This window comes from Streptomyces tardus, from assembly GCF_018101125.2.
Taxonomy (GTDB): Bacteria; Actinomycetota; Actinomycetes; order Streptomycetales; family Streptomycetaceae; genus Streptomyces; species Streptomyces tardus.
Window position 1 is genome coordinate 1,457,998 of the sequence record NZ_JAELVF020000001.1, and the last position, 18,773, is coordinate 1,476,770.

At 70.7% G+C, this 18,773-nt stretch carries 15 protein-coding genes; 8 read left to right on the forward strand and 7 right to left on the reverse strand.

The features are described from left to right. Nucleotides 1-120: 120 nt before the first annotated feature. Nucleotides 121-1,218, reverse strand: coding sequence for a septum site-determining protein Ssd (gene ssd, locus JGS22_RS06350; protein ID WP_211042291.1), 1,098 nt, complete (start codon nt 1,216-1,218; stop codon nt 121-123). Nucleotides 1,219-1,708: 490 nt separating this feature from the next. On the opposite strand from ssd, the gene JGS22_RS06355 reads away from it, so the two are divergent. Continuing rightward, nucleotides 1,709-2,536: an HAD family hydrolase gene (locus JGS22_RS06355; RefSeq protein ID WP_211042297.1), complete on the forward strand. Its 828-nt coding sequence runs from the start codon at nt 1,709-1,711 to the stop codon at nt 2,534-2,536. A gap of 739 nt (nt 2,537-3,275) precedes the next feature. Here JGS22_RS06355 and JGS22_RS06360 read toward each other — a convergent pair. Then, the gene (locus tag JGS22_RS06360) at nt 3,276-4,157 is read right to left on the reverse strand and encodes a Fic family protein (RefSeq protein ID WP_211042292.1); all 882 of its coding nucleotides are present in this window, start codon (nt 4,155-4,157) and stop codon (nt 3,276-3,278) included. Between the two features lie 106 nt (nt 4,158-4,263). Here JGS22_RS06360 and JGS22_RS06365 point away from each other — a divergent pair, with 106 nt between their 5' ends. Beyond that, nucleotides 4,264-5,250, forward strand: coding sequence for an ATP-binding protein (locus tag JGS22_RS06365; RefSeq protein WP_211042293.1), 987 nt, complete (start codon nt 4,264-4,266; stop codon nt 5,248-5,250). Between the two features lie 150 nt (nt 5,251-5,400). Here the strand turns inward: JGS22_RS06365 and JGS22_RS06370 are convergent, their stop codons facing one another. Both JGS22_RS06370 and JGS22_RS26065 read right to left on the reverse strand, forming a co-directional pair. After that, on the reverse strand, nt 5,401-6,636 hold the full coding sequence (locus JGS22_RS06370) for a polysaccharide deacetylase family protein (RefSeq protein ID WP_211042294.1): 1,236 nt from the start codon (nt 6,634-6,636) through the stop codon (nt 5,401-5,403). Nucleotides 6,637-6,902: 266 nt separating this feature from the next. After that, a complete protein-coding gene (locus JGS22_RS26065; protein WP_236073490.1) occupies nt 6,903-7,475 on the reverse strand; it encodes a SulP family inorganic anion transporter in 573 nt (190 codons plus the stop codon). On the opposite strand from JGS22_RS26065, the gene JGS22_RS06380 reads away from it, so the two are divergent. From JGS22_RS06380 to JGS22_RS27310, 5 genes are all read left to right on the forward strand, one after another. Next, complete coding sequence (locus JGS22_RS06380; RefSeq protein WP_236073491.1) at nt 7,374-9,614, forward strand: SulP family inorganic anion transporter; 2,241 nt, start codon at nt 7,374-7,376, stop codon at nt 9,612-9,614. The two genes, JGS22_RS26065 and JGS22_RS06380, sit on opposite strands and share 102 nt — an antisense overlap. 463 nt (nt 9,615-10,077) lie before the next feature. After that, nucleotides 10,078-12,048, forward strand: a complete 1,971-nt coding sequence (acs, locus tag JGS22_RS06385) for an acetate--CoA ligase (RefSeq protein ID WP_211042219.1) — start codon at nt 10,078-10,080, stop codon at nt 12,046-12,048. Nucleotides 12,049-12,433: 385 nt separating this feature from the next. After that, the gene (locus JGS22_RS06390; RefSeq protein WP_211042218.1) at nt 12,434-12,883 is read left to right on the forward strand and encodes a phage holin family protein; all 450 of its coding nucleotides are present in this window, start codon (nt 12,434-12,436) and stop codon (nt 12,881-12,883) included. Between the two features lie 13 nt (nt 12,884-12,896). After that, complete coding sequence (locus JGS22_RS06395; RefSeq protein ID WP_211042217.1) at nt 12,897-13,823, forward strand: alpha/beta fold hydrolase; 927 nt, start codon at nt 12,897-12,899, stop codon at nt 13,821-13,823. Nucleotides 13,824-14,071: 248 nt separating this feature from the next. After that, on the forward strand, nt 14,072-14,275 hold the full coding sequence (locus JGS22_RS27310; RefSeq protein ID WP_236073050.1) for a hypothetical protein: 204 nt from the start codon (nt 14,072-14,074) through the stop codon (nt 14,273-14,275). A 64-nt stretch (nt 14,276-14,339) separates the two neighbouring features. Here the strand turns inward: JGS22_RS27310 and JGS22_RS06400 are convergent, their stop codons facing one another. The 3 genes from JGS22_RS06400 to nth form a co-directional block, all read right to left on the reverse strand. Next, nucleotides 14,340-15,539 carry a MarP family serine protease gene (locus JGS22_RS06400; RefSeq protein ID WP_211042216.1) on the reverse strand — a complete coding sequence of 400 codons (1,200 nt, stop codon included), beginning with the start codon at nt 15,537-15,539 and terminating at the stop codon, nt 14,340-14,342. A 201-nt stretch (nt 15,540-15,740) separates the two neighbouring features. After that, nucleotides 15,741-16,472: an NUDIX hydrolase gene (locus tag JGS22_RS06405; RefSeq protein WP_236073494.1), complete on the reverse strand. Its 732-nt coding sequence runs from the start codon at nt 16,470-16,472 to the stop codon at nt 15,741-15,743. 367 nt (nt 16,473-16,839) lie between these two features. Beyond that, entirely contained in the window at nt 16,840-17,691 is an 852-nt protein-coding gene (gene nth / locus JGS22_RS06410) for an endonuclease III (protein WP_372454200.1), read from the reverse strand. 269 nt (nt 17,692-17,960) lie between these two features. Between nth and JGS22_RS06415 the strand changes: the two genes are divergently transcribed. Then, nucleotides 17,961-18,635 (forward strand): Crp/Fnr family transcriptional regulator, encoded by a 675-nt coding sequence (locus JGS22_RS06415; protein WP_211042215.1) that lies wholly within the window; start codon nt 17,961-17,963, stop codon nt 18,633-18,635. Nucleotides 18,636-18,773 lie beyond the last annotated feature (138 nt).

The window sequence follows — 18,773 nt, forward strand, 5'->3', positions numbered from 1 at the left end:
GTCGGAGCCCGGCCCTGCCCGGCGTCGTGACGGGCCGCACACCACGAAGACCCGCGTGCAGACTCGACGCATACGACGCCGACGCGTACGGGCCCGAGGCGTACGGCGGTTGTCCCCCGCTCACGAGGTCGCGCTCCCCTGCAGCCCGTCCCCGGGCAGGGCCCGCGACCAGAAGGTGCTGCAGAACCGCCCCAGCGGGCCACCCGCCGACGCGCCGGGCGGCCTGCCGCGGCCAGCGGCCTCGGACAGATCGCGCTCGGTCGGGACTTCACCGGCGAGTGGCAGGTCCAGCAGCGCCGCCACCTCCTCGGCGCCCAGACCGGCGGCGTACGGGCCTCGCACCACCACCCTCAGGTCCTTCAGCAGCAGCGCCCAACGAGCCGCCACCCGGCGGGCCGCCGCGATCGCCCGCAGCTCTGCGGGCACGACCATCAGGCCGAGATCCAGCTGCGTCAGCGCCTCCGCGACCGCCTCGTCGAGCTGGCGGGGCAGGTCGATCACCACCGCCCCGCCCCGCCGGCGTGCAGCGCCGAGCACCGCTCGCATCGCCTCGGGCGGGACCAGCACGCAGTCGCTGCGGTCCCAACTGAGCACCCTCAACTCGGCGACCGCAGGCAGGGATTCCTCCAGCGCCTTGGCCGCCACCCTCCCGCGCGACTCCAGCAGCGCGGGCCAGCGCAAGCCGTCGGCGGACTCACCGCCGAGCAGGATGTCCAGACCGCCGCCGAGCGGGTCTCCGTCGATGAGCATCGTCCGCTCGCCGTCGCGTGCGGCGCTCATCGCCAGCGCGCAGGCGAGTGTCGAGGCACCCGCCCCGCCGCGACCGCCGACGACCCCGACGGTGAGAGCGGGACGCCCGACGCCTTCCACCGCGTCCGCGATACGGCCGGTGAGCCATCGCTCGGCGTCCGGCAGGAAGACCACCTGCTCCGCCCCCAGACGCACACCCCGCTCCCAGATCGAGTGGTCGTCGAGGTCCTTGCCGACGAGCAGCACACCCTCCCTGCGGGCCACCGAGTGCAGTTCGGCGCCGAGCGGACGCGCCCGGTCGTCTCCCAGCAGTACGAGCGGCGCGGAGCGCCAGGACCGTGCTCCGGACGGATCCGCGACCCGGGGCCCGTGCACCACTTCCGCTTCCGCTCCTGCGGCTGCGCACAGTCGCAGCAGGTCGTCGAGGAGATCGGCGTCCTCGGTCACGATCAGGATCGTCTCGGCCATCTGGCCTTCCCCTTCGGGCTCGGTGAGCGCGCCCCCACGGCCATTCGCAAAGCCCGGGGCGCCTTGCGCCTTCACCGTGCAGAAGTCCGGGGAAACTTGGGGATCTTGGTCAGATTCTGTGGATAACCCACGGGTTGTGAATAACTCGCTCACGCTTCCGAGTCATACATCGCCGTCGGCTCGCAGCAGCCGGCCACTACCCAGAGTGATTCCCATCCGAGGCTCCCCGTAGGGCGCCGACGCCCGTGCACCGGCAGCCCGACAGCCACTCAGCGGCGGAGTCGGGCGGTCAAAGGTGTCCGGACATGCGACGACCCCCGCCGGGGGGGGGAGAGCGGGGGTCGTCTTCCACGGTCGACTCGGGGGGGAGGAGCCGAACCGGGTTAACACGGTCGCGAACGATCCGTGACTTCCATGGTGTACCCGAGAGCCTTCTCGAGCAAACCCACACGCAACAGCTTACGCCGAATGGTGGGCGCCAATCATCGGTATCCTCCACAGCGTGGAAAACCACTCGATGCCCCGCACAGCTGCCTTCTTCGACCTGGACAAGACGGTCATTGCGAAGTCGAGCACGCTCACCTTCAGCAAGTCGTTCTACCAGGGCGGCCTGATCAACCGTCGGGCCGTACTGCGCACCGCCTACGCCCAGTTCGTGTTCCTCGCCGGACGCGCGGACCACGACCAGATGGAACGAATGCGCTCCTATCTGTCCGCACTGTGCAAGGGGTGGAATGTCGAGCACGTGAAGGAGCTCGTCGCCGAAACCCTGCACGAACTGATCGACCCGCTCATCTACGACGAGGCCGCCTCGCTGATCGAGCAGCACCATCTCGCGGGACGCGACGTCGTCATCGTCTCCACCTCGGGCGCCGAGGTCGTCGAGCCCATCGGCGAACTGATCGGCGCCGACCGGGTGGTGGCGACGCGCATGGTCGTCGAGGACGGCTGCTACACCGGCGAGGTCGAGTACTACGCCTACGGACCGACCAAGGCGGAGGCGGTCCGGGAGCTCGCCGAGAGCGAAGGGTACGACCTCGAGCGTTGCTACGCCTACAGCGATTCGGCCACCGACGTCCCGATGCTGGAGACGGTCGGGCACCCGCATGCGGTGAACCCCGATCGCGCACTGCGCAGGGAGGCCGTCGCCAGGGACTGGCCGGTGCTGACGTTCAGCCGGCCGGTCAGCCTCAAGCAGCGGCTGCCCTCATTGCCGCCCCGCCCGATCGTCACCGCGGCGGCAGCGGTCGGAGCCGCGGCGGCGACCGCCGGGCTGCTCTGGTACGCCGCGCGCAGACGTGCCGGGTCAGCCGCTTAGCGGCTTCCCTGCGCAGTGTCGCGGCCCGCGCACCAGTGCGTCACCCACGTCCCGCGCGGGGCCGCGCGGGGCTCAACGCAGGCCGGGTCCGCGCGGACGGCCGCTCGGACCGCGAGAAGGCCCGGACCTCCACCGCACACCCACGACACCCACGATTCCTCTGCCCGCCGCTCGCACCGGTACGCCGGTTGATCGAGCCGGGCCCGGTTGTCGCCCACCGGCCCACCCGACTACCCCAAGTGGCTCAAGAACGGCGGAAAGTCAACGTTGCCCTCCGGGCTTCCCCTCGCTCCCATACCGGAGTACAAAGGACTTAACGGCCCGCGAGACCTCAACCGATATCCGAGAGGATGACGGAAATAGGAGTTCAAGGCCCACGGACCGGCGCATGAATATCGGGAACCCACGCGACGCCGACCCGTCGAATACGGGCCCACCGTCCAGGTAACGGGCAAAGTCCCGACCTGATCGGATCTGATTCGAGCACGCACTGGTACCCCGGTGGACATGTCAGCGGCGGCACTGCGAGAGCAGTGCCGCCGTAATTTCGTGCCACCGGCAGACTCGACACCGGACGCGCCTCAATCAAAAGGCGGCAACCGGAACCCCGCACACCGGAACGCGCCCCGGCGTTCACCCCGGCGTTTCACCCGACAACGGGCACCGCCGAAAACGTCCAACTGCGCACACCGGCACATGCCTCGGGAAAATTCGCGACTCTCACGCCGTCACAGATGTCTCAGGCTGCGCCGCGCTGCATCGCCTCGCAGACGGCGGTCGATTCGCGCGCACCCAGGCGTACCGATCGGCCGCAGTGCACGATCCAGGCGCCAACACCTTCCGGCGTGCCGGACAGGTACCCCTCGAAGGCGCCCGCGTAGCCGCCGTCGGCGGACTGCGCCTCCTGATGGCCGACCTCCGCCGGGCAGATCGACTTGGGGTCGAGGCCGCTGCCGACCAGGACGACCCGTTCCGCCGCGCGCGCGACGAGGGAGTTGTGCGAGACGAAGGGACGCAGAGCCAGCAGTTCGCCGTGCACCACCGCGGCGGTCACCAGCGCGGGCGCGGAGGAACCGGCAACGATCAGCTCGGCGAGCGACTCCAGACGCGCGGACACCTCGTCGGCCGACGGCAGCTCGAAGGGGAGCGTCGGCTCGTCGACCGACTCGCCGGCCAGCCGCGGGCGACCGATCGCGTCCACCCCGCTGCCCGGCACCTCCGGCCGCTGCACGCCGCCGGCTGCCACCAGATGCAGCCGTGCGAGCACCCGGAGCGGCGACTGCCGCCAGATCGGCAGGAGTTGACCCGCCTCGGCGGTGACACGCAGCGCGGCACCGACGGTCCGAGCCTGCCCGTCGACGCTGAAATCACTGCGCCGACGCACCTCCTCCAGCGCCCAGTCGGCGCCGGCCAGGCCCGCACTGGCACGCGCTCCGCGCAGTACGGCCTCGGCGGTCACCTCGGTACTCCGCCGCCGCATGACGCGGTGCTTGTAGAGCAGGTCGACGGCGCGGCGCACCGAATCGACGGCCTCACCCACGCCGGGGAGGCCGCCGAGCGGTACCAAGGGATCAGCACCGGCGGACGGCTGCGAGCCGGGTGCCTGGGGACTGTTGCTCATGGGTCACGACCCTACGCACACCGCGGTGCCGCTACGCCCCTCGATCGAGTGGTCTTGCCCACTCGGCTACCTGCTCCACCACCTGTGCCGTCCTACCCTGACGAACATGAAGATCGCTTTCGTAGGCAAGGGCGGCAGTGGCAAGACCACCCTGTCGTCCCTGTTCATCCGTCATCTCGCCGCTCGCCGGCTGCCGGTGGTCGCCATCGACGCGGACATCAACCAGCACCTGGGCGCCGCTCTGGGCATGACGGACGAAGAGGCGGCCGGCATCCCGGCCATGGGCGCGCACCTCCCCCTGATCAAGGACTACCTCCGGGGGTCGAACACACGTATCGCCTCCGCCGATTCCATGATCAAGACGACTCCCCCCGGCGCCGGCTCGCGGCTGCTGCGCATCACCGGACAGAACCCGGTCTACGACGCCTGCGCCCACCGGCTCACACTGGAAGAAGGGGACGTCAGACTGCTGGCCACCGGGCCGTTCACCGAGGACGATCTCGGCGTCGCCTGCTACCACTCCAAGGTCGGAGCGGTGGAACTGTGCCTGAACCATCTGGTGGACGGGCGCTCGGAGTTCATGGTCGTCGACATGACCGCGGGCTCGGACTCCTTCGCCTCCGGCATGTTCACCCGCTTCGACACGACCTTCCTGGTGGCCGAACCCACCCGCAAGGGCGTGGCCGTCTACCGCCAGTACCGCGAGTACGCCCGGGACTTCGGCGTACGGCTCCAGGTCGTCGGCAACAAGGTCCAGAACCAGGACGACCTGGACTTCCTGAGCGCGGAGGTGGGCGACGACCTGCTCGCCGCGTTCGGCCACTCGGACTGGGTGCGCGGCAGGGAGAAGGGTCGAGCCCTCCCCTGGGCGCAGCTGGAAGAGGCCAACAGGCACGCACTGCGCACCCTTCACGACGCCGCCGACGACTCGTACGCCCACCGCAACTGGCGCCGCTACACCGACCAGATGGTGCACTTCCACCTCAAGAACGCGACGGGCTGGGGCAACGCCCGCACCGGCACCGATCTGACCCATCAGATCGACCCGGACTTCCTGCTCGGCGAGGATCTCCTCGCACCCCAGCCCGCCTGATCCGACCCTGCGCACCGCAGGCTTGCGCACAACACACCGGGCCCGCGCCCACCGCAGACTTCCGCACTGGACGGGCGAGGTGCCCATCGGGACGGAACGTGAGAGGCGGCCACCGAACCGTGGTGGCCGCCTCTCACCCGACGCGGATGCCTACTTGGCCGGCGGGCCCGCCGCGAGGAAGCGCTGCCAGTCGCCCTTGGGCCGTTCACCGACACCGAGGCCGCGGAGTTTGTCGAGCACCTCCTTGTCCTGGAGGTCCAACCAGTCCACCAGTTGACGGAACGACACACAGCGGACGTCGTCCTTCACGCACACGGTCTTGATCACGTCCTCGACGGCCTTCATGTAGATGCCGTTGTTCCACCCGTTGAAGTGGTTTCCGATGATCAGCGGAGCGCGGTTGCCCTGGTGGGCGCGGTCGAAGCCCTGGAGCAGACCGTCGCGCATCTGCTTCTCCCACTGCGGGTGCTTGGCCGGCTCCCCGCTGCCGGGTCCGGACTGGTTGACCATGAAGTTGTAGTCCATGGAAAGCGTCTCGAAAGCACGACCGGGCATCGGGACCATCTGCAGCGGGATGTCCCACATGCCGCCCTTCTTGCCCGGCCAGACCTGGCTGCCGTTGCCGCTGGAGTCGTAGCGGAAGCCCAGCTCCTTGCCGGCCTTCACCACGTTGTCGCGACCCTCCAGGCAGGGCGTACGACCACCCACCAGCTCCTGCTCGTAGTCGAAGGGCAGCGCCTCGGCGCCCTTCCAACCCGTGGTGCTCTTCCAGTTCTTGACGAACCATTTGGCTTGCTGGATCTCGCTCTTCCAGTCCTCCACGCTCCAGCTGTCCACTCCGTTCGGCCCGCAGAAGTGGCCGTTGAAGTGGGTGCCGATCTCACTGCCGTCCTGCCAGGCGCCGCGGACCTGCTCCAGCGTCGCTCTGACGTTCTCGTCCTTGAGGTAGCCGATGTCGGAGGCGCCCGGCTTGCGGCCGGGCGGGCTGTAGCGACTCGCCTCGCCCTCGGGCAGCAGGTAGATGCCGGAGAGGAAGTACGTCATCTGTGCGTCGTACTTCTTGCCGAGCTTGCGGAAGTGGGAGAAGAGCTTCTTGCTGTCCTCGCCCGCGCCGTCCCAGGAGAAGACCACGAACTGCGGCGGCTTCTCGCCCGGCACGAGCTTCTTCGGCCGCGGCTGGTTGGGCTGGATACCGGTGAACGAGGTCGAACCGTCACCGATGAGCCGAGACCGCAGCGGCTTGTCCACCTGCCCCTGCTTCTCCCCCTGCTCCGCGCTCCCGTCCCGGTCGGACTGACCGTCGGAACCGGTTCCGCACCCGGTCGCGAGCACGGCGGTCGCGACGAGCGCGGCTGCACCCGTGAGGTACGTCCGTGGCCTGGCCATACGTTTCCACCTCGCCTTTCGGCGCGGGCAGACAGGTGCGGCGCCGGCCGGGGAGCAGTGGGCGACAGCTGCCGAACCCTGTTGACCAGCACTGACAGGCCGTCCCACGCGCACATTGACAGCGAATCAGCTGATTCGGACTCAACGTGGCATGGATCCGATAAGCACATTGATATGACAAGCGGACAACAGCTCATCGTTCACTCATAAGGCGGAAGAGCGACACGGAGCACCCTGGATCACCACATGCCTTCCTTTACCTGTCATTACGATTCATTTACCTCCCCTTGGGGGTAGTTGAATGCACACAAACCGTGATGAACTACCGCGACGGAAACGAGATCGATGTCCGCCTGCGCACGCGTTCCCACCCTCGGCGCCCTCCGGGCCGAGCGGGCCACGCGCACGTAGGCCAGGACGAGTTGGGCGAGCCCGGCGACGACGGTGATCGCGCAGGTGGCGCGCCAGCCGTACTGCTGGATGAGTTCGGCGGTGACCACGGTGAGGCCGGCGGCGGGCCCGCTGACCTGGAGCGGCGCTCCGCCGAACCGGCCCGCGACGATCCCGCCGACGGCGGCGGCCACCAGACCGGCCTGGAGCGGAGCTCCGGTCGCCAGGGCGATGCCCAGCGAGAGCGGGAGCGCGATCAGGAAGACGGAGACGGACGCGGAGAGATCGGCCGAGCCGCCTCCCGCGCCGCGTCCGTCTCCGTCTTCCTGATCGCGCTCCCGCTCTCGCTGGGCATCGCCCTGGCGACCGGAGCTCCGCTCCAGGCCGGTCTGGTGGCCGCCGCCGTCGGCGGGATCGTCGCGGGCCGGTTCGGCGGAGCGCCGCTCCAGGTCAGCGGGCCCGCCGCCGGCCTCACCGTGGTCACCGCCGAACTCATCCAGCAGTACGGCTGGCGCGCCACCTGCGCGATCACCGTCGTCGCCGGGCTCGCCCAACTCGTCCTGGCCTACGTGCGCGTGGCCCGCTCGGCCCTCGCGGTGAGCCCTGCCATCGTGCACGGGATGCTCGGGGGCATCGGCGTCTCCATCGCACTGGCCCAACTGCACATCGTGCTCGGCGGCAACCCGGAGAGCTCCGCGGTCGCCAACGTGAAAGCACTGCCGGAGCAGTTGGCGAACCCCCACCCCGCGGCGCTCAGCGCCAGCGCGCTGACGATCGCCGTACTGCTGGCGTGGCCGCGGCTGCGCGGGCGCACCGGGCGGCTGGTGCGGACGGTCCCCGGCCCGCTCGCCGCGGTTCTCCTGGCCACCGGACTGGTCGTGGTGGCGGGGCTCAGCCTGCCGCGGGTCGACCTGCCGTCCTGGCGCAGCCATGCGCTGCCCGAGGTGCCGGAAGGGCCCGTACTCGGTCTGATCGCCGCGGTGCTGACGATCACGCTGGTGGCGAGCGTGGAGTCGCTGCTCTCCGCCGTGGCCGTGGACAAGCTGGCCGCCGGCCGCACCAACGAGCGGGGAGGGCCCCGCATCCCGCGCGCCGACCTGGACCGGGAGCTGCGCGGACAGGGCGCGGCGAACGTCGTGTCCGGCGCGCTCGGCGGACTGCCCGTGACGGGCGTCGCGGTGCGCAGCGCGGCCAACGTGCAGGCGGGGGCGGTGAGTCGGCGCTCGACGATTCTCCACGGCTGCTGGGTGGTGCTCGCCGCTGCCCTGCTGGTGCCCGTCCTCCAGCTGATCCCGCTGGCGGCACTCGCCGCGCTGGTGATGGTGGTCGGTGTGCAGATGGTCAACCTGACGCACATCCGGACCGTCAACCGGCACCGCGAGGTGTGGGTCTACGTGGCGACCGCCGCGGGTGTCGTCCTCCTCGGTGTACTCGAAGGAGTGATCATCGGCATTCTGGTGGCCGTCGGCGTGAACCTGCACCGGCTGACGCACACCCGGATCATGCACGAGAACCCGCAGCCCGGGGGCGGCGAGCACCGGGTGCTGGTGCGCGGGCAGTTGACGTTCCTGGCGGTGCCCAGACTGAGCAGGGCGCTCGGCCGCCTTCCCGACGGCGGCCGGGTGGTGATCGAGCTGGACGGCTCCTTCATGGACCACGCGGCGTACGAGGCCCTCCAGGACTGGCGGACCGCGTACACCACCCACGGCGGCGAGGTCAGCCTCACCGGCAGGTCGGGTGCGCGGATCGCCGAGCCGAGCACGGTCCACCACTGCACACCCTGGACGCCCTGGCGCAACCACCACTGCACCCACCCACGGGAGAAGCAGGGCCCGCGCACCGAGCGGCGCGGTCAACTGCTCGGCGGCGTACGGAACTTCCAGCGCGCCACCGCGCCACTCGTACGGGCGGAACTCGCCCGGCTGGCGCGCGACGGCCAGCAACCCTCGCACCTCTTCCTGACCTGCGCCGACTCCAGGCTGGTGACCAGCATGATCACCTCCAGCGGCCCCGGCGACCTGTTCACGGTCCGCAACGTCGGCAATCTGGTGCCGCCGCCCGGCCGGGAGACCGGCGACGACTCGGTGGGCGCGGCGATCGAGTACGCCGTGGACGTGCTGAAAGTGGGTTCGATCACCGTGTGCGGGCACTCGGGCTGCGGCGCGATGTACGCGCTGCACGCGCTGCACGCCGAGGGAAGCAGCCTTGCGGACGGCGACGGCTCACTCTCCCGCTGGCTGCGCCACGGCAGGCCGAGCCTGCGGCGGGCCCGGGAGTCCGTCGCCGGCCCGCGACTGGCCGAACGGGAGCCCGCGGACGAGATCGAGGCGCTCTGTCTGGCCAACGTGGTGCAGCAGCTCGAGCACCTGCGGGCACACAGCTGCGTCGGCCGGCGCTTGGCCGAGGGCTCGCTGGAGCTGCACGGAATGTACTTCCACGTCGGCGAGGCGCAGGCGTACGTGTTGGACCACCGGGAGCTGCCCGACGCCGGAGCCGAACTGAGCGGCGGCGCTCCGGTCTTCACGCCGGTCCAACCGGAATCCGACGCCGTCGCCACATCCGCCGCCGGACACCGGACGGTCGACTGAGGCGCCGGACGGCCGGCTGAAGAACCGGACCGGCCGAGGAGCCGACCGGACCGACCGAGGCACCGGACGGCCGACCGAAGCCCGAGCGGCGGGCCGCGAAAGTCGCGGTCCGCCGCTCCTCGGCGCCGCGGCCGATGTGCTTCCGCGGCGGTGAGGCGCGGGCGTACGTTCGCGGTACCGGGACCTCACCGAGAGCAGCGTCCACCTGAGCGGCGCCCCGGGCCGTACGAGCTGCACTCCGGATCGGACGCCGGTGGCGGCCCGTGCGGGCGGACCCGCCGACCGCGCGCCGAACGGTTCCACGACCGTCCGGCAACCGTCCGGCGCGGCAGCACGCCACTCACCGATAGAGGTCTACACCACTTGCCCGTGAACCCTTGTCAGGGCCCGGCGGGAGCTGGTCAGCTATGACCTGGGACACAGCGCACACCCCGGGCGAGAGCCATGGGACGAGGGAGATGTCGTGAGCAACGAAAGCCTGGCCAATCTGCTCCGCGAAGAGCGGAGGTTCGAGCCGCCGGCCGAGCTCGCCGCCAACGCCAACGTCACAGCCGAGGCGTACGAGCAGGCACGCGCCGACCGGCTCGGCTTCTGGGCCGAGCAGGCACGCAGGCTCAGCTGGTCGACGGAGCCGACCGAGACCCTTGACTGGAGCAACCCGCCCTTCGCCAAGTGGTTCCAGGACGGCAGGCTCAACGTCGCCTACAACTGCGTCGACCGGCATGTCGAGGCGGGCAACGGCGACCGGGTGGCAATCCACTTCGAGGGCGAGCCCGGCGACAGCCGCACCCTGACCTACGCCGAGCTGCAGCGCGAGGTCTCCAAGGCGGCCAACGCGCTGCTGGAGCTCGGCGTCCGGACCGGCGACCGGGTCGCCGTCTACATGCCGATGATCCCGGAAACGGTCGTCGCGATGCTGGCCTGCGCCCGGATCGGCGCCCCGCACTCGGTGGTCTTCGGCGGGTTCTCGGCGGACGCGCTCGCCACCCGCATCAACGACGCCGACGCACGCGTCGTGATCACCGCCGACGGCGGCTACCGCAAGGGTTCGGCCAGCGCACTCAAGCCCGCCGTCGACGAGGCGCTGACGCGTCCCGGCACCGAGAACGTGCGCAACGTGCTGGTCGTCCGGCGCACCGGTCAGGACGTCGAGTGGACCGAGGGCCGCGACGTGTGGTGGCACGACGTCGTCGAGCGCCAGTCCGACGAGCACACGCCGGAGGCGTTCGACGCCGAGCACCCGCTGTTCATCCTCTACACCTCGGGCACCACGGGTAAGCCGAAGGGCATCCTGCACACCTCGGGCGGCTACCTCACCCAGGTCGCCTACACCCACCACGCCGTCTTCGACCTCAAGCCCGAGACGGACGTCTTCTGGTGCAGCGCCGACGTCGGGTGGGTGACCGGGCACTCGTACATCGTCTACGGGCCGCTCGCCAACGGCGCGACCGAGGTCCTCTACGAGGGCACACCGGACTCCCCGCACAAGGGCCGCTGGTGGGAGATCATCCAGAAGTATGGCGTGACCATCTTCTACACCGCCCCCACCGCGATCCGTGCCTGCATGAAGTGGGGCGACGACATCCCGGCCGAGTTCGACCTCTCCTCCCTGCGGCTGCTGGGCTCGGTCGGCGAGCCGATCAACCCCGAGGCGTGGGTCTGGTACCGCGAGCACATCGGCGCCGGCAGCACCCCGGTGGTGGACACCTGGTGGCAGACCGAGACCGGCGGAATCATGATCAGCCCGCTGCCCGGCGTGACAGCCACCAAGCCGGGGTCCGCGCAGGTGGCTCTGCCGGGCATCGCCGCGACGGTGCTGGACGACGAGGCGCGGGAGGTGCCGGACGGGTCGGGCGGCTATCTGGTGCTGACCGAGCCGTGGCCGTCGATGCTGCGCACCATCTGGGGCGACGATCAGCGGTTCCTGGACACCTACTGGTCCCGCTTCGAGGGGCGGTACTTCGCCGGCGACGGCGCCAAGAAGGACGACGACGGCGACATCTGGCTGCTGGGTCGGGTCGACGACGTGATGCTGGTCTCCGGCCACAACATCTCCACCACCGAGGTGGAGTCGGCGCTGGTCTCCCACCCCTCGGTCGCCGAAGCGGCGGTGGTCGGCGCCACCGACCCGCAGACCACCCAGGCGATCTGCGCCTTCGTCATCCTGCGCGGCAGCGCGGCGGAGACGGAACAGGACGAACTGGTCACGGAGTTGCGCAACCACGTGGCCAAGCAGCTCGGACCGATCGCCAAGCCCTCGCGCATCCTGCCGGTCGCCGAGCTGCCGAAAACGCGCTCCGGGAAGATCATGCGACGGCTGCTGCGCGACATCGCGGAGAACCGCGAGCTGGGCGATGTCACCACCCTGACCGACTCGTCCGTGATGGAGCTGATCCAGAAGCAGCTGCCGGCATCCGGCGGCGGGGACGACTGACGGGTCGACAGCCGCACGCGACCTCCCGACGGGTGCGGAGGCGCGCAGCCGCGCGGGGCGGGCACCCGGAGGTGCTCGCCCGGGACGGTGCCGGTGGTGGATGACGGGCGGGTGGGGCACGGATCGCCGTGTCCCACCCGCCCGTCTCCGCGTCCTCGCTTCCGAGTGCTCGGCAGTCGGGCGCGGGCGGCAGCCGGCCGGCGCGCACAGCCGCGGGCGGCGCGCCACACAGGCGACGCAGATGCATCGAGATCCCCCGAAAGCAGACGCCGCTGCCACCACGGCGTGCCGAACCACCCACCAGCGACGACGATACGAAGGGAGCTGCGGCATGATGTGACGCCGAAGTAAGTTCCACGGGCGCGCCTATGACAGGGAGTGAGTGATGAGCACAGCCGCCAACGGCAAGCCGAGCCTGGGGGATCTCGTCTCCCGGGCGTCCGAGGAGATGTCGAACCTCTTCCGCGCCGAGGTCGCGCTGGCGAAGTCGGAGGTGAAGAGCTCGGCGATCCGCGGTGCGGTGAGCATCGCCTTCTTCGCGGTCGCGGGCGTACTGGCGCTCTTCTCGCTGCCGGTCTTCAGCTTCGCGCTCGCCTACTGGCTGTACGCGTGGTGGAGCATTCCGCTGGCCATCGCGTTCCTCATCACCGGTGGTCTGATGCTGCTGTTCGCCGTCGTCTGCGGTTGGCTCGCGGCCCGGCTGATGAAGAAGCTGGAGCCACCGAAGAAGGCCATCGCCTCGGCCAAGGACTCCGCCGCCGTTCTGGCGAACGCCAAGCCGCACCCGCGTCGCAGCACCGAGCCGGAGGCGGTCCGACTGGTGAAGAATCAGTGACAGACTTTCCCGTATGACCTCCGCCGTACCGCCTGCCGTTCAACTCGACGGCCCCTGGACCCATCGTGATGTCGCCGCCAACGGAGCGCGCTTCCACATCGCGGAAATGGGCGAGGGGCCGTTGGTGCTCCTGCTGCACGGCTTCCCGCAGTTCTGGTGGACCTGGCGGCACCAGCTGCCGGCGCTCGCGGAAGCGGGCTACCGGGCGGTGGCGATGGACCTGCGCGGTGTGGGCGGCAGCGACCGCACCCCGCGGGGCTACGACCCGGCGAACCTGGCACTGGACGTCACCGGCGTGATCCGCTCGCTCGGCGAGCCGGACGCGGCGCTCGTCGGCCACGGTCTCGGCGGCTACCTGGCGTGGACGGCTGCAGTGATGCGGCCCAAGCTGATCCGGCGCCTGGCGGTGGAGTCCATGCCGCACCCCCGGCGGTGGCGCGCGGCGATGCTGCGCGATCCGCGCCAGACGGCAGCGAGCTCCCACATCTGGGGCTTCCAGCGCCCGTGGCTGCCCGAGCGGCAGCTGACCGCCGACGACGGTGCGCTGGTCGGACGACTCGTCAGCGACTGGACGGGCCCGAGCCCCGACACGTACACACCGGAGGACCTGGAGGTCTACCGGCGGGCGATGTGCATCCCGTCGGCGGCCCACTGCTCGGTGGAGCCCTACCGCTGGCTGATGCGCTCGCTCGCGAGGCCGGACGGCGTGCAGTTCTACCGGCGGATGAAGCGACCGGTACGGGTGCCGACGCTTCATCTGCACGGTTCACTCGATCCGGTGCTTCGCACCCGCAGCTCCGCGGGCTCGGGCGCGTACGTCGAAGCGCCGTACCGCTGGCGGCTGTTCGACGGGCTGGGGCACTTCCCGCACGAGGAGGACCCGGCCGGCTTCACCACGGAGCTCGTCGACTGGTTCCGGGACCCCGAGCCGGACCGCTGACGCGTCCCGGCAGGGCTCGCTCGGACGTGCCCGGGGCCGTTCCGCGCACGTGCCGACAGCGGTTCCGCGTACGTGCCCACGGCGGGGGGGGCGGCGCTCGGCGGAGCCGTGCGAGGAGTGCCGGCGCAAGCCGTACGACCCTTGGGAGCGCAGGCCAGGAGCCCGGTTCGCACACGTGCCCGGAGCATAGGCCGATCGAGTTCGGGTCGGGCGGTTACCGATCGCCGAAGCGGGGCAGAGTCCCCGGTATGGGCTGGACTCACGATCACCGTGACGTGTCTCGTAGCACCCGGGAGAAGAACCGGGAAACCAGCGTCAGAAAGCGTGGCGCAGGGCCAAGGGCCGTCTCACATTCTCCTCGCACCGCACACGATGCCCGCATGGGTATCCCGCGGATTCTGCGGCGCCGTGCGCGCTGGGTGGGCGCAAGACTGCGCCATCCCCGCGGCTGAAGCGTCGCAGCACCTCAACCACCGGGCGCTGTCGTCCTGTTGATCGGCCATCAGACGTGTCCGATCACAGGGCGCAGCCCTGGCTTTCGACCCGGTCGTCCGCAGTACGCCCGCGGGCCGCGGTTTCCCGCACCTCGTCGTTGGTGAGCGCGTAGCCGGTGTGCGCGTCCTCCAGGGACTTGGCGAAGATGACCCCGTACACCCTTCCCTGCGGTGTGAGCAGCGGGCCGCCCGAATTGCCCTGCCGTACCGGGCCGCGCAGCGAGTAGACGTCCCGGCGCACGGTGCCGCGGTGGTAGATGTCCGGGCCCTTCGCCTGCACCCGGCCGCGGACGCGTGCCGAGCGGGCGTCGAAGCCGCCGTTCTCCGGGAAGCCTGCGATGATGGCGTCATCGGCGGTGGCCGCCGCACCCTCGGTGAACTCCAGTGCGGGAGCACGGAGTTCGGGTACGTCGAGCACGGCGACATCTCGCTTCCAGTCGTAGAGCACGACCTTCGCCTCGTACTTGCGTCCCTCGCCGCCGACCTGGACCGTCGGCTCCGGCACACCGCCGACCACGTGCGCGTTGGTCATCACTCTCTGCCTGTCGAAGACGAATCCGGTGCCCTCCAGCGATTTGCTGCAACTGGGCGCCGTACCGGTCACCTTGACGATGGAACGCTTCGCCCGCTCCACGACCTCACTTCCCGCCAGAGCCGGGTCCGGCGCGGGCACCGCGGTGATCGGCTCGCTGGTGAAGGGCGAGAAGACCTGCGGGAAGCCGTTCTGCGCAAGCACGGTCGAAAAACCGGCGAACCAGGTGTCGGCGCGGGTCGGCATCACCCGCGACACTCCTTGCAACACCGAGGAGTTGCGCACTTCCTGACCGACCGTGGACAGCGAGGTGGTGGCCAGGGCGGAGCCGAGCAGCCAGGCGACGAGCAGCAGCGCCAGTACGTTGACGAGGGCGCCGCCCGTCGCGTCCACCGCCTTGGCCGGCCTCCAGGTCACCCGCCCCCGGAGCCTGTTGCCCATCTGCGTGGTGAGTGCCTGTCCGACGGAGGCGAAGACGACCACCACGACGACGGCCAGCACCGCGCCCAGCGTGCCCGGCGAGGCGTCACCGCCGAACTCGCTCCACAGCGGCGGCAACAGCACGATCGCGAGCAGCCCGCCGGTGAGAAAACCCACGACCGAGAGGATGCCGACGATGAAGCCCTGGCGGTAGCCGACGACCGCGAACCACACGGCGGCGAGCAGCAGCAGAATGTCCAGCACGTTCACCGCGCAAGCCTTGCCTATTCCTCGCTTCGGGGCCACCGGTCGGGACTCCGGTGCTCCCTACGGGTCACCGCGTACGAAGGTCGCGCGTGTGACGCGCCGTCAACTCGCACACCGGGGCCACCACTCGTACGCGAGTGCCCATCGGGCGGCCCGGGGTGACGGTCCGAATCTGACGGCCCGAACCCGGCGGCCCGAACCGGCTCAGGAGTGCCAGTCCAGCGGGATGCTCCGCTCGCGGTCCCAGGGCCGCTCCCAGCCTCCGTGGTGGAGGATCCGGTCGATCACACCCGCGGTGAATCCCCACACCAGTGCGCCGTGCACCTGAAAGCAGGCGCCCCGGTAGCCGCTGGGGTGGACGGCGACGCCCCGGTTGGCCGGGTCGGTCAACTCCGCCAGCGGCACGGTGAACACGCGGGCCGTCTCACCCGCGTCGACGGCCGCCACCGGGCTCGGCTCCCGCCACCAGCCCAGCACCGGCGTCACCACGAAGTCGCTGACCGGGATGTAGAGCTTCGGCAGGACCGAGAAGATCTGCACTCCCGAGGGGTCGAGCCCGGTCTCCTCCTCCGCCTCGCGCAGTGCGGCGCGCAGCGGGCCCGCGCCCTGCGGGTCGCCGTCCTCCGGATCGAGGGCGCCACCGGGGAAAGAGGGCTGCCCGGCGTGCGCCCGCAGACTCGACGCGCGCTCCATCAGCAGCAGATACGGCTCCGGTTCGACGGGGGCGGGGCCGCCGGCAGAACCGGCGGCGGCGGACGACACGGCGGGCACGCCGGAAGCGGACGGGCCCGAAGGCTGTACGGCGGTCGCCGCGTCACCGAAGAGCACCAGCACGGCGGACTGCCGCCCGCCCCCGGGCGGCGGCAGGAACCGGCTCAACTGCTCGGGGCGCACTCCGGCGACGGCCTCCGCGAGAGTGCTCAGCCACTCGGGCAGGCCCTCGTCACCGACCGGTGGCGCCTCGCCCGGCCCGACCGCCCCGGACCGGCCCTCCGGCGAACGGACTTCCGCAGACCGGCCCACCGCAGACCGGCCCTTCGACGACACCTCCGACGTTCCCTCCGCGTGCGCACGATTCAGGCGCGCCGGATCCGCGTGCTCCCGATATGCGGGCGGACGGTCCTCCGGCGAACGATTCGCGGGCGGCGGAACGGAATCGGTGGAACGCGGCCACGCCCCGCCGCCACGCGACCGCGGGGCGTTCATCGGCGGCTCCGCTCGACGGCGAAGGCACGACGCGGGGTGCGGCGGCGGGGCGAGGCGACCGGCTCCGACGGAACGGCCCACTGCTCCGCACAGGACCTCACCGGTCCCCCAGCGCGGGGGCGGGGCGGCCGGGATAGTCCGGCGGGGGCTTGAGCCGCTGGCCGGGCTGCCCGCCCATCTCGTACTTGAGCAGCTTGCGCGCCTTCTCCTCGTCCGTCTCCCCCTCGCCGTAGGAGGGGCAGAGGTGCGCGATGGGGCAGGCTCCGCAGGCGGGCTTGCGCGAGTGGCAGATGCGGCGCCCGTGGAAGATGGTCCGGTGCGAGAACATCGTCCAGTCCCGCTTGGGGATGATCTCGCCGATCTCGGCCTCGACCTTCTCCGGATCGGTCTGCTCCGTCAGCTTCCAGCGGCGCACCAGACGGCCGAAGTGGGTGTCCACCGTGATGCCCGGGTGACCGAACGCGTTGCCCAGGACGACGAAGGCCGTCTTGCGGCCCACTCCGGGCAGGCTGGTGAGGTCCTCCAGGCGGCCGGGCACCTCGCCGCCGAAGTTGTCGCGCAGGGCAGCGGAGAGGCCGATGAGGGACTTGGTCTTGTTGCGGAAGAAGCCGGTGGGGCGGATCAGCTCCTCCAACCGCTCCGGCGGCGCCGCGGCCATCTCCTCCGGCGTGGGGTAGTGCGCGAAGAGGGCGGGGGTCGTCTGGTTGACCCGCAGGTCGGTGGTCTGCGCGGAGAGGACCGTCGCCACCAGCAGCTGGAAGGGGTTCTCGAAGTCCAGCTCGGGATGGGCGTAGTAGTAGACCTCCGCAAGCTCGCGGTCGATACGGCGGGCCCGCCGCACCATCGCCAACCGCGACTCGGGCTTCGCCGCGGACGATCTGCGCGCCGCGCCCGGTTTCGGGGCCTTCGCGGACTCCCTGCGCGCACCGTCGTGCTCACGTTCGCCCACAGCGGAATTCCGTGATGGTGGCACCCAGTCGGCTCCTCTTCTCGGGCTCGCACCGGCCTGCACCGGCGATTTCGACCACCCGGCCAGCCTAAGGGCGGCCACCGACATTCTCCCCGATCCACGTGGATTCACCGGCCAATCAGCCCCCTGCCGTACGCCTGTGGCCACCCGTAGGTCAAACTTGTGACTGATCGCACTGTTTCGACGTCCGGCATCATGGGGCGGTACGTTCCGTATTCCCCAAGGGCCGGTCGACAAGGAGAGAACTCGTGGACGACGTTCTGCGGCGCGCCCCCCTCTTCGCGGCGCTCGATGAAGAGCAGGCGGCTGAGCTGCGTGCCTCCATGTCCGAGATGACGCTGGCTCGCAGCGAAGCCCTGTTCCACGAGGGCGACCCCGGCGACCGCCTGTACGTGGTCACCGAGGGCAAGGTGAAGCTGCACCGCACCTCCCCCGACGGCCGCGAGAACATGCTCGCGGTGCTGGGACCGGGCGAGCTGATCGGCGAGCTGTCCCTCTTCGACCCCGGACCGCGCACCGCCACGGCGAGCGCGTTGACCGAGGTCAAGCTGCTGGGCCTGGGTCACGGCGACCTCCAGCCCTGGCTCAATGTGCGGCCCGAGGTCGCGATGGCCCTGCTGCGTGCGATCGCGCGCAGACTGCGCCGCACCAACGACTCGATGTCCGACCTGGTCTTCTCCGACGTGCCGGGCCGCGTGGCGAAGGCGCTGCTGGACCTCTCGCGCCGCTTCGGCGTGCAGTCGGAGGAGGGCATCCACGTGGTGCACGACCTGACCCAGGAGGAGCTGGCGCAGCTCGTCGGAGCCTCCCGCGAGACGGTCAACAAGGCGCTCGCCGACTTCGCCGGGCGCGGCTGGCTCCGCCTGGAGGCACGCGCCGTGATCCTGCTGGACGTGGAGCGGCTCGCCAAGCGCAGCCGCTGAGCGGACGACCGGACAACAACCGCCGATACGGGCGGGGCACGGGGCTCGACCCCGTGGCCCCGCCCGTATCGCGTGCGGACCCGCGCGCCCGTACGCGCCGCCCGCGCCGTGCCCGGGGCACGTCCGTACGCCCCTTCC

Excerpts from the sequence above, each read along its gene's own strand:
- JGS22_RS27310 (WP_236073050.1), top strand. The coding sequence starts at position 14,072 with ATGGGCTGGACTCACGATCACCGTGACGTGTCTCGTAGCACCCGGGAG.
- JGS22_RS06390 (WP_211042218.1), top strand. The coding sequence starts at position 12,434 with ATGAGCACAGCCGCCAACGGCAAGCCGAGCCTGGGGGATCTCGTCTCC.
- JGS22_RS06365 (WP_211042293.1), top strand. The coding sequence starts at position 4,264 with ATGAAGATCGCTTTCGTAGGCAAGGGCGGCAGTGGCAAGACCACCCTG.
- JGS22_RS06395 (WP_211042217.1), top strand. The coding sequence starts at position 12,897 with ATGACCTCCGCCGTACCGCCTGCCGTTCAACTCGACGGCCCCTGGACC.
- JGS22_RS06370 (WP_211042294.1), bottom strand. The coding sequence starts at position 6,636 with ATGGCCAGGCCACGGACGTACCTCACGGGTGCAGCCGCGCTCGTCGCG.
- ssd (WP_211042291.1), bottom strand. The coding sequence starts at position 1,218 with ATGGCCGAGACGATCCTGATCGTGACCGAGGACGCCGATCTCCTCGAC.
- JGS22_RS06360 (WP_211042292.1), bottom strand. The coding sequence starts at position 4,157 with ATGAGCAACAGTCCCCAGGCACCCGGCTCGCAGCCGTCCGCCGGTGCT.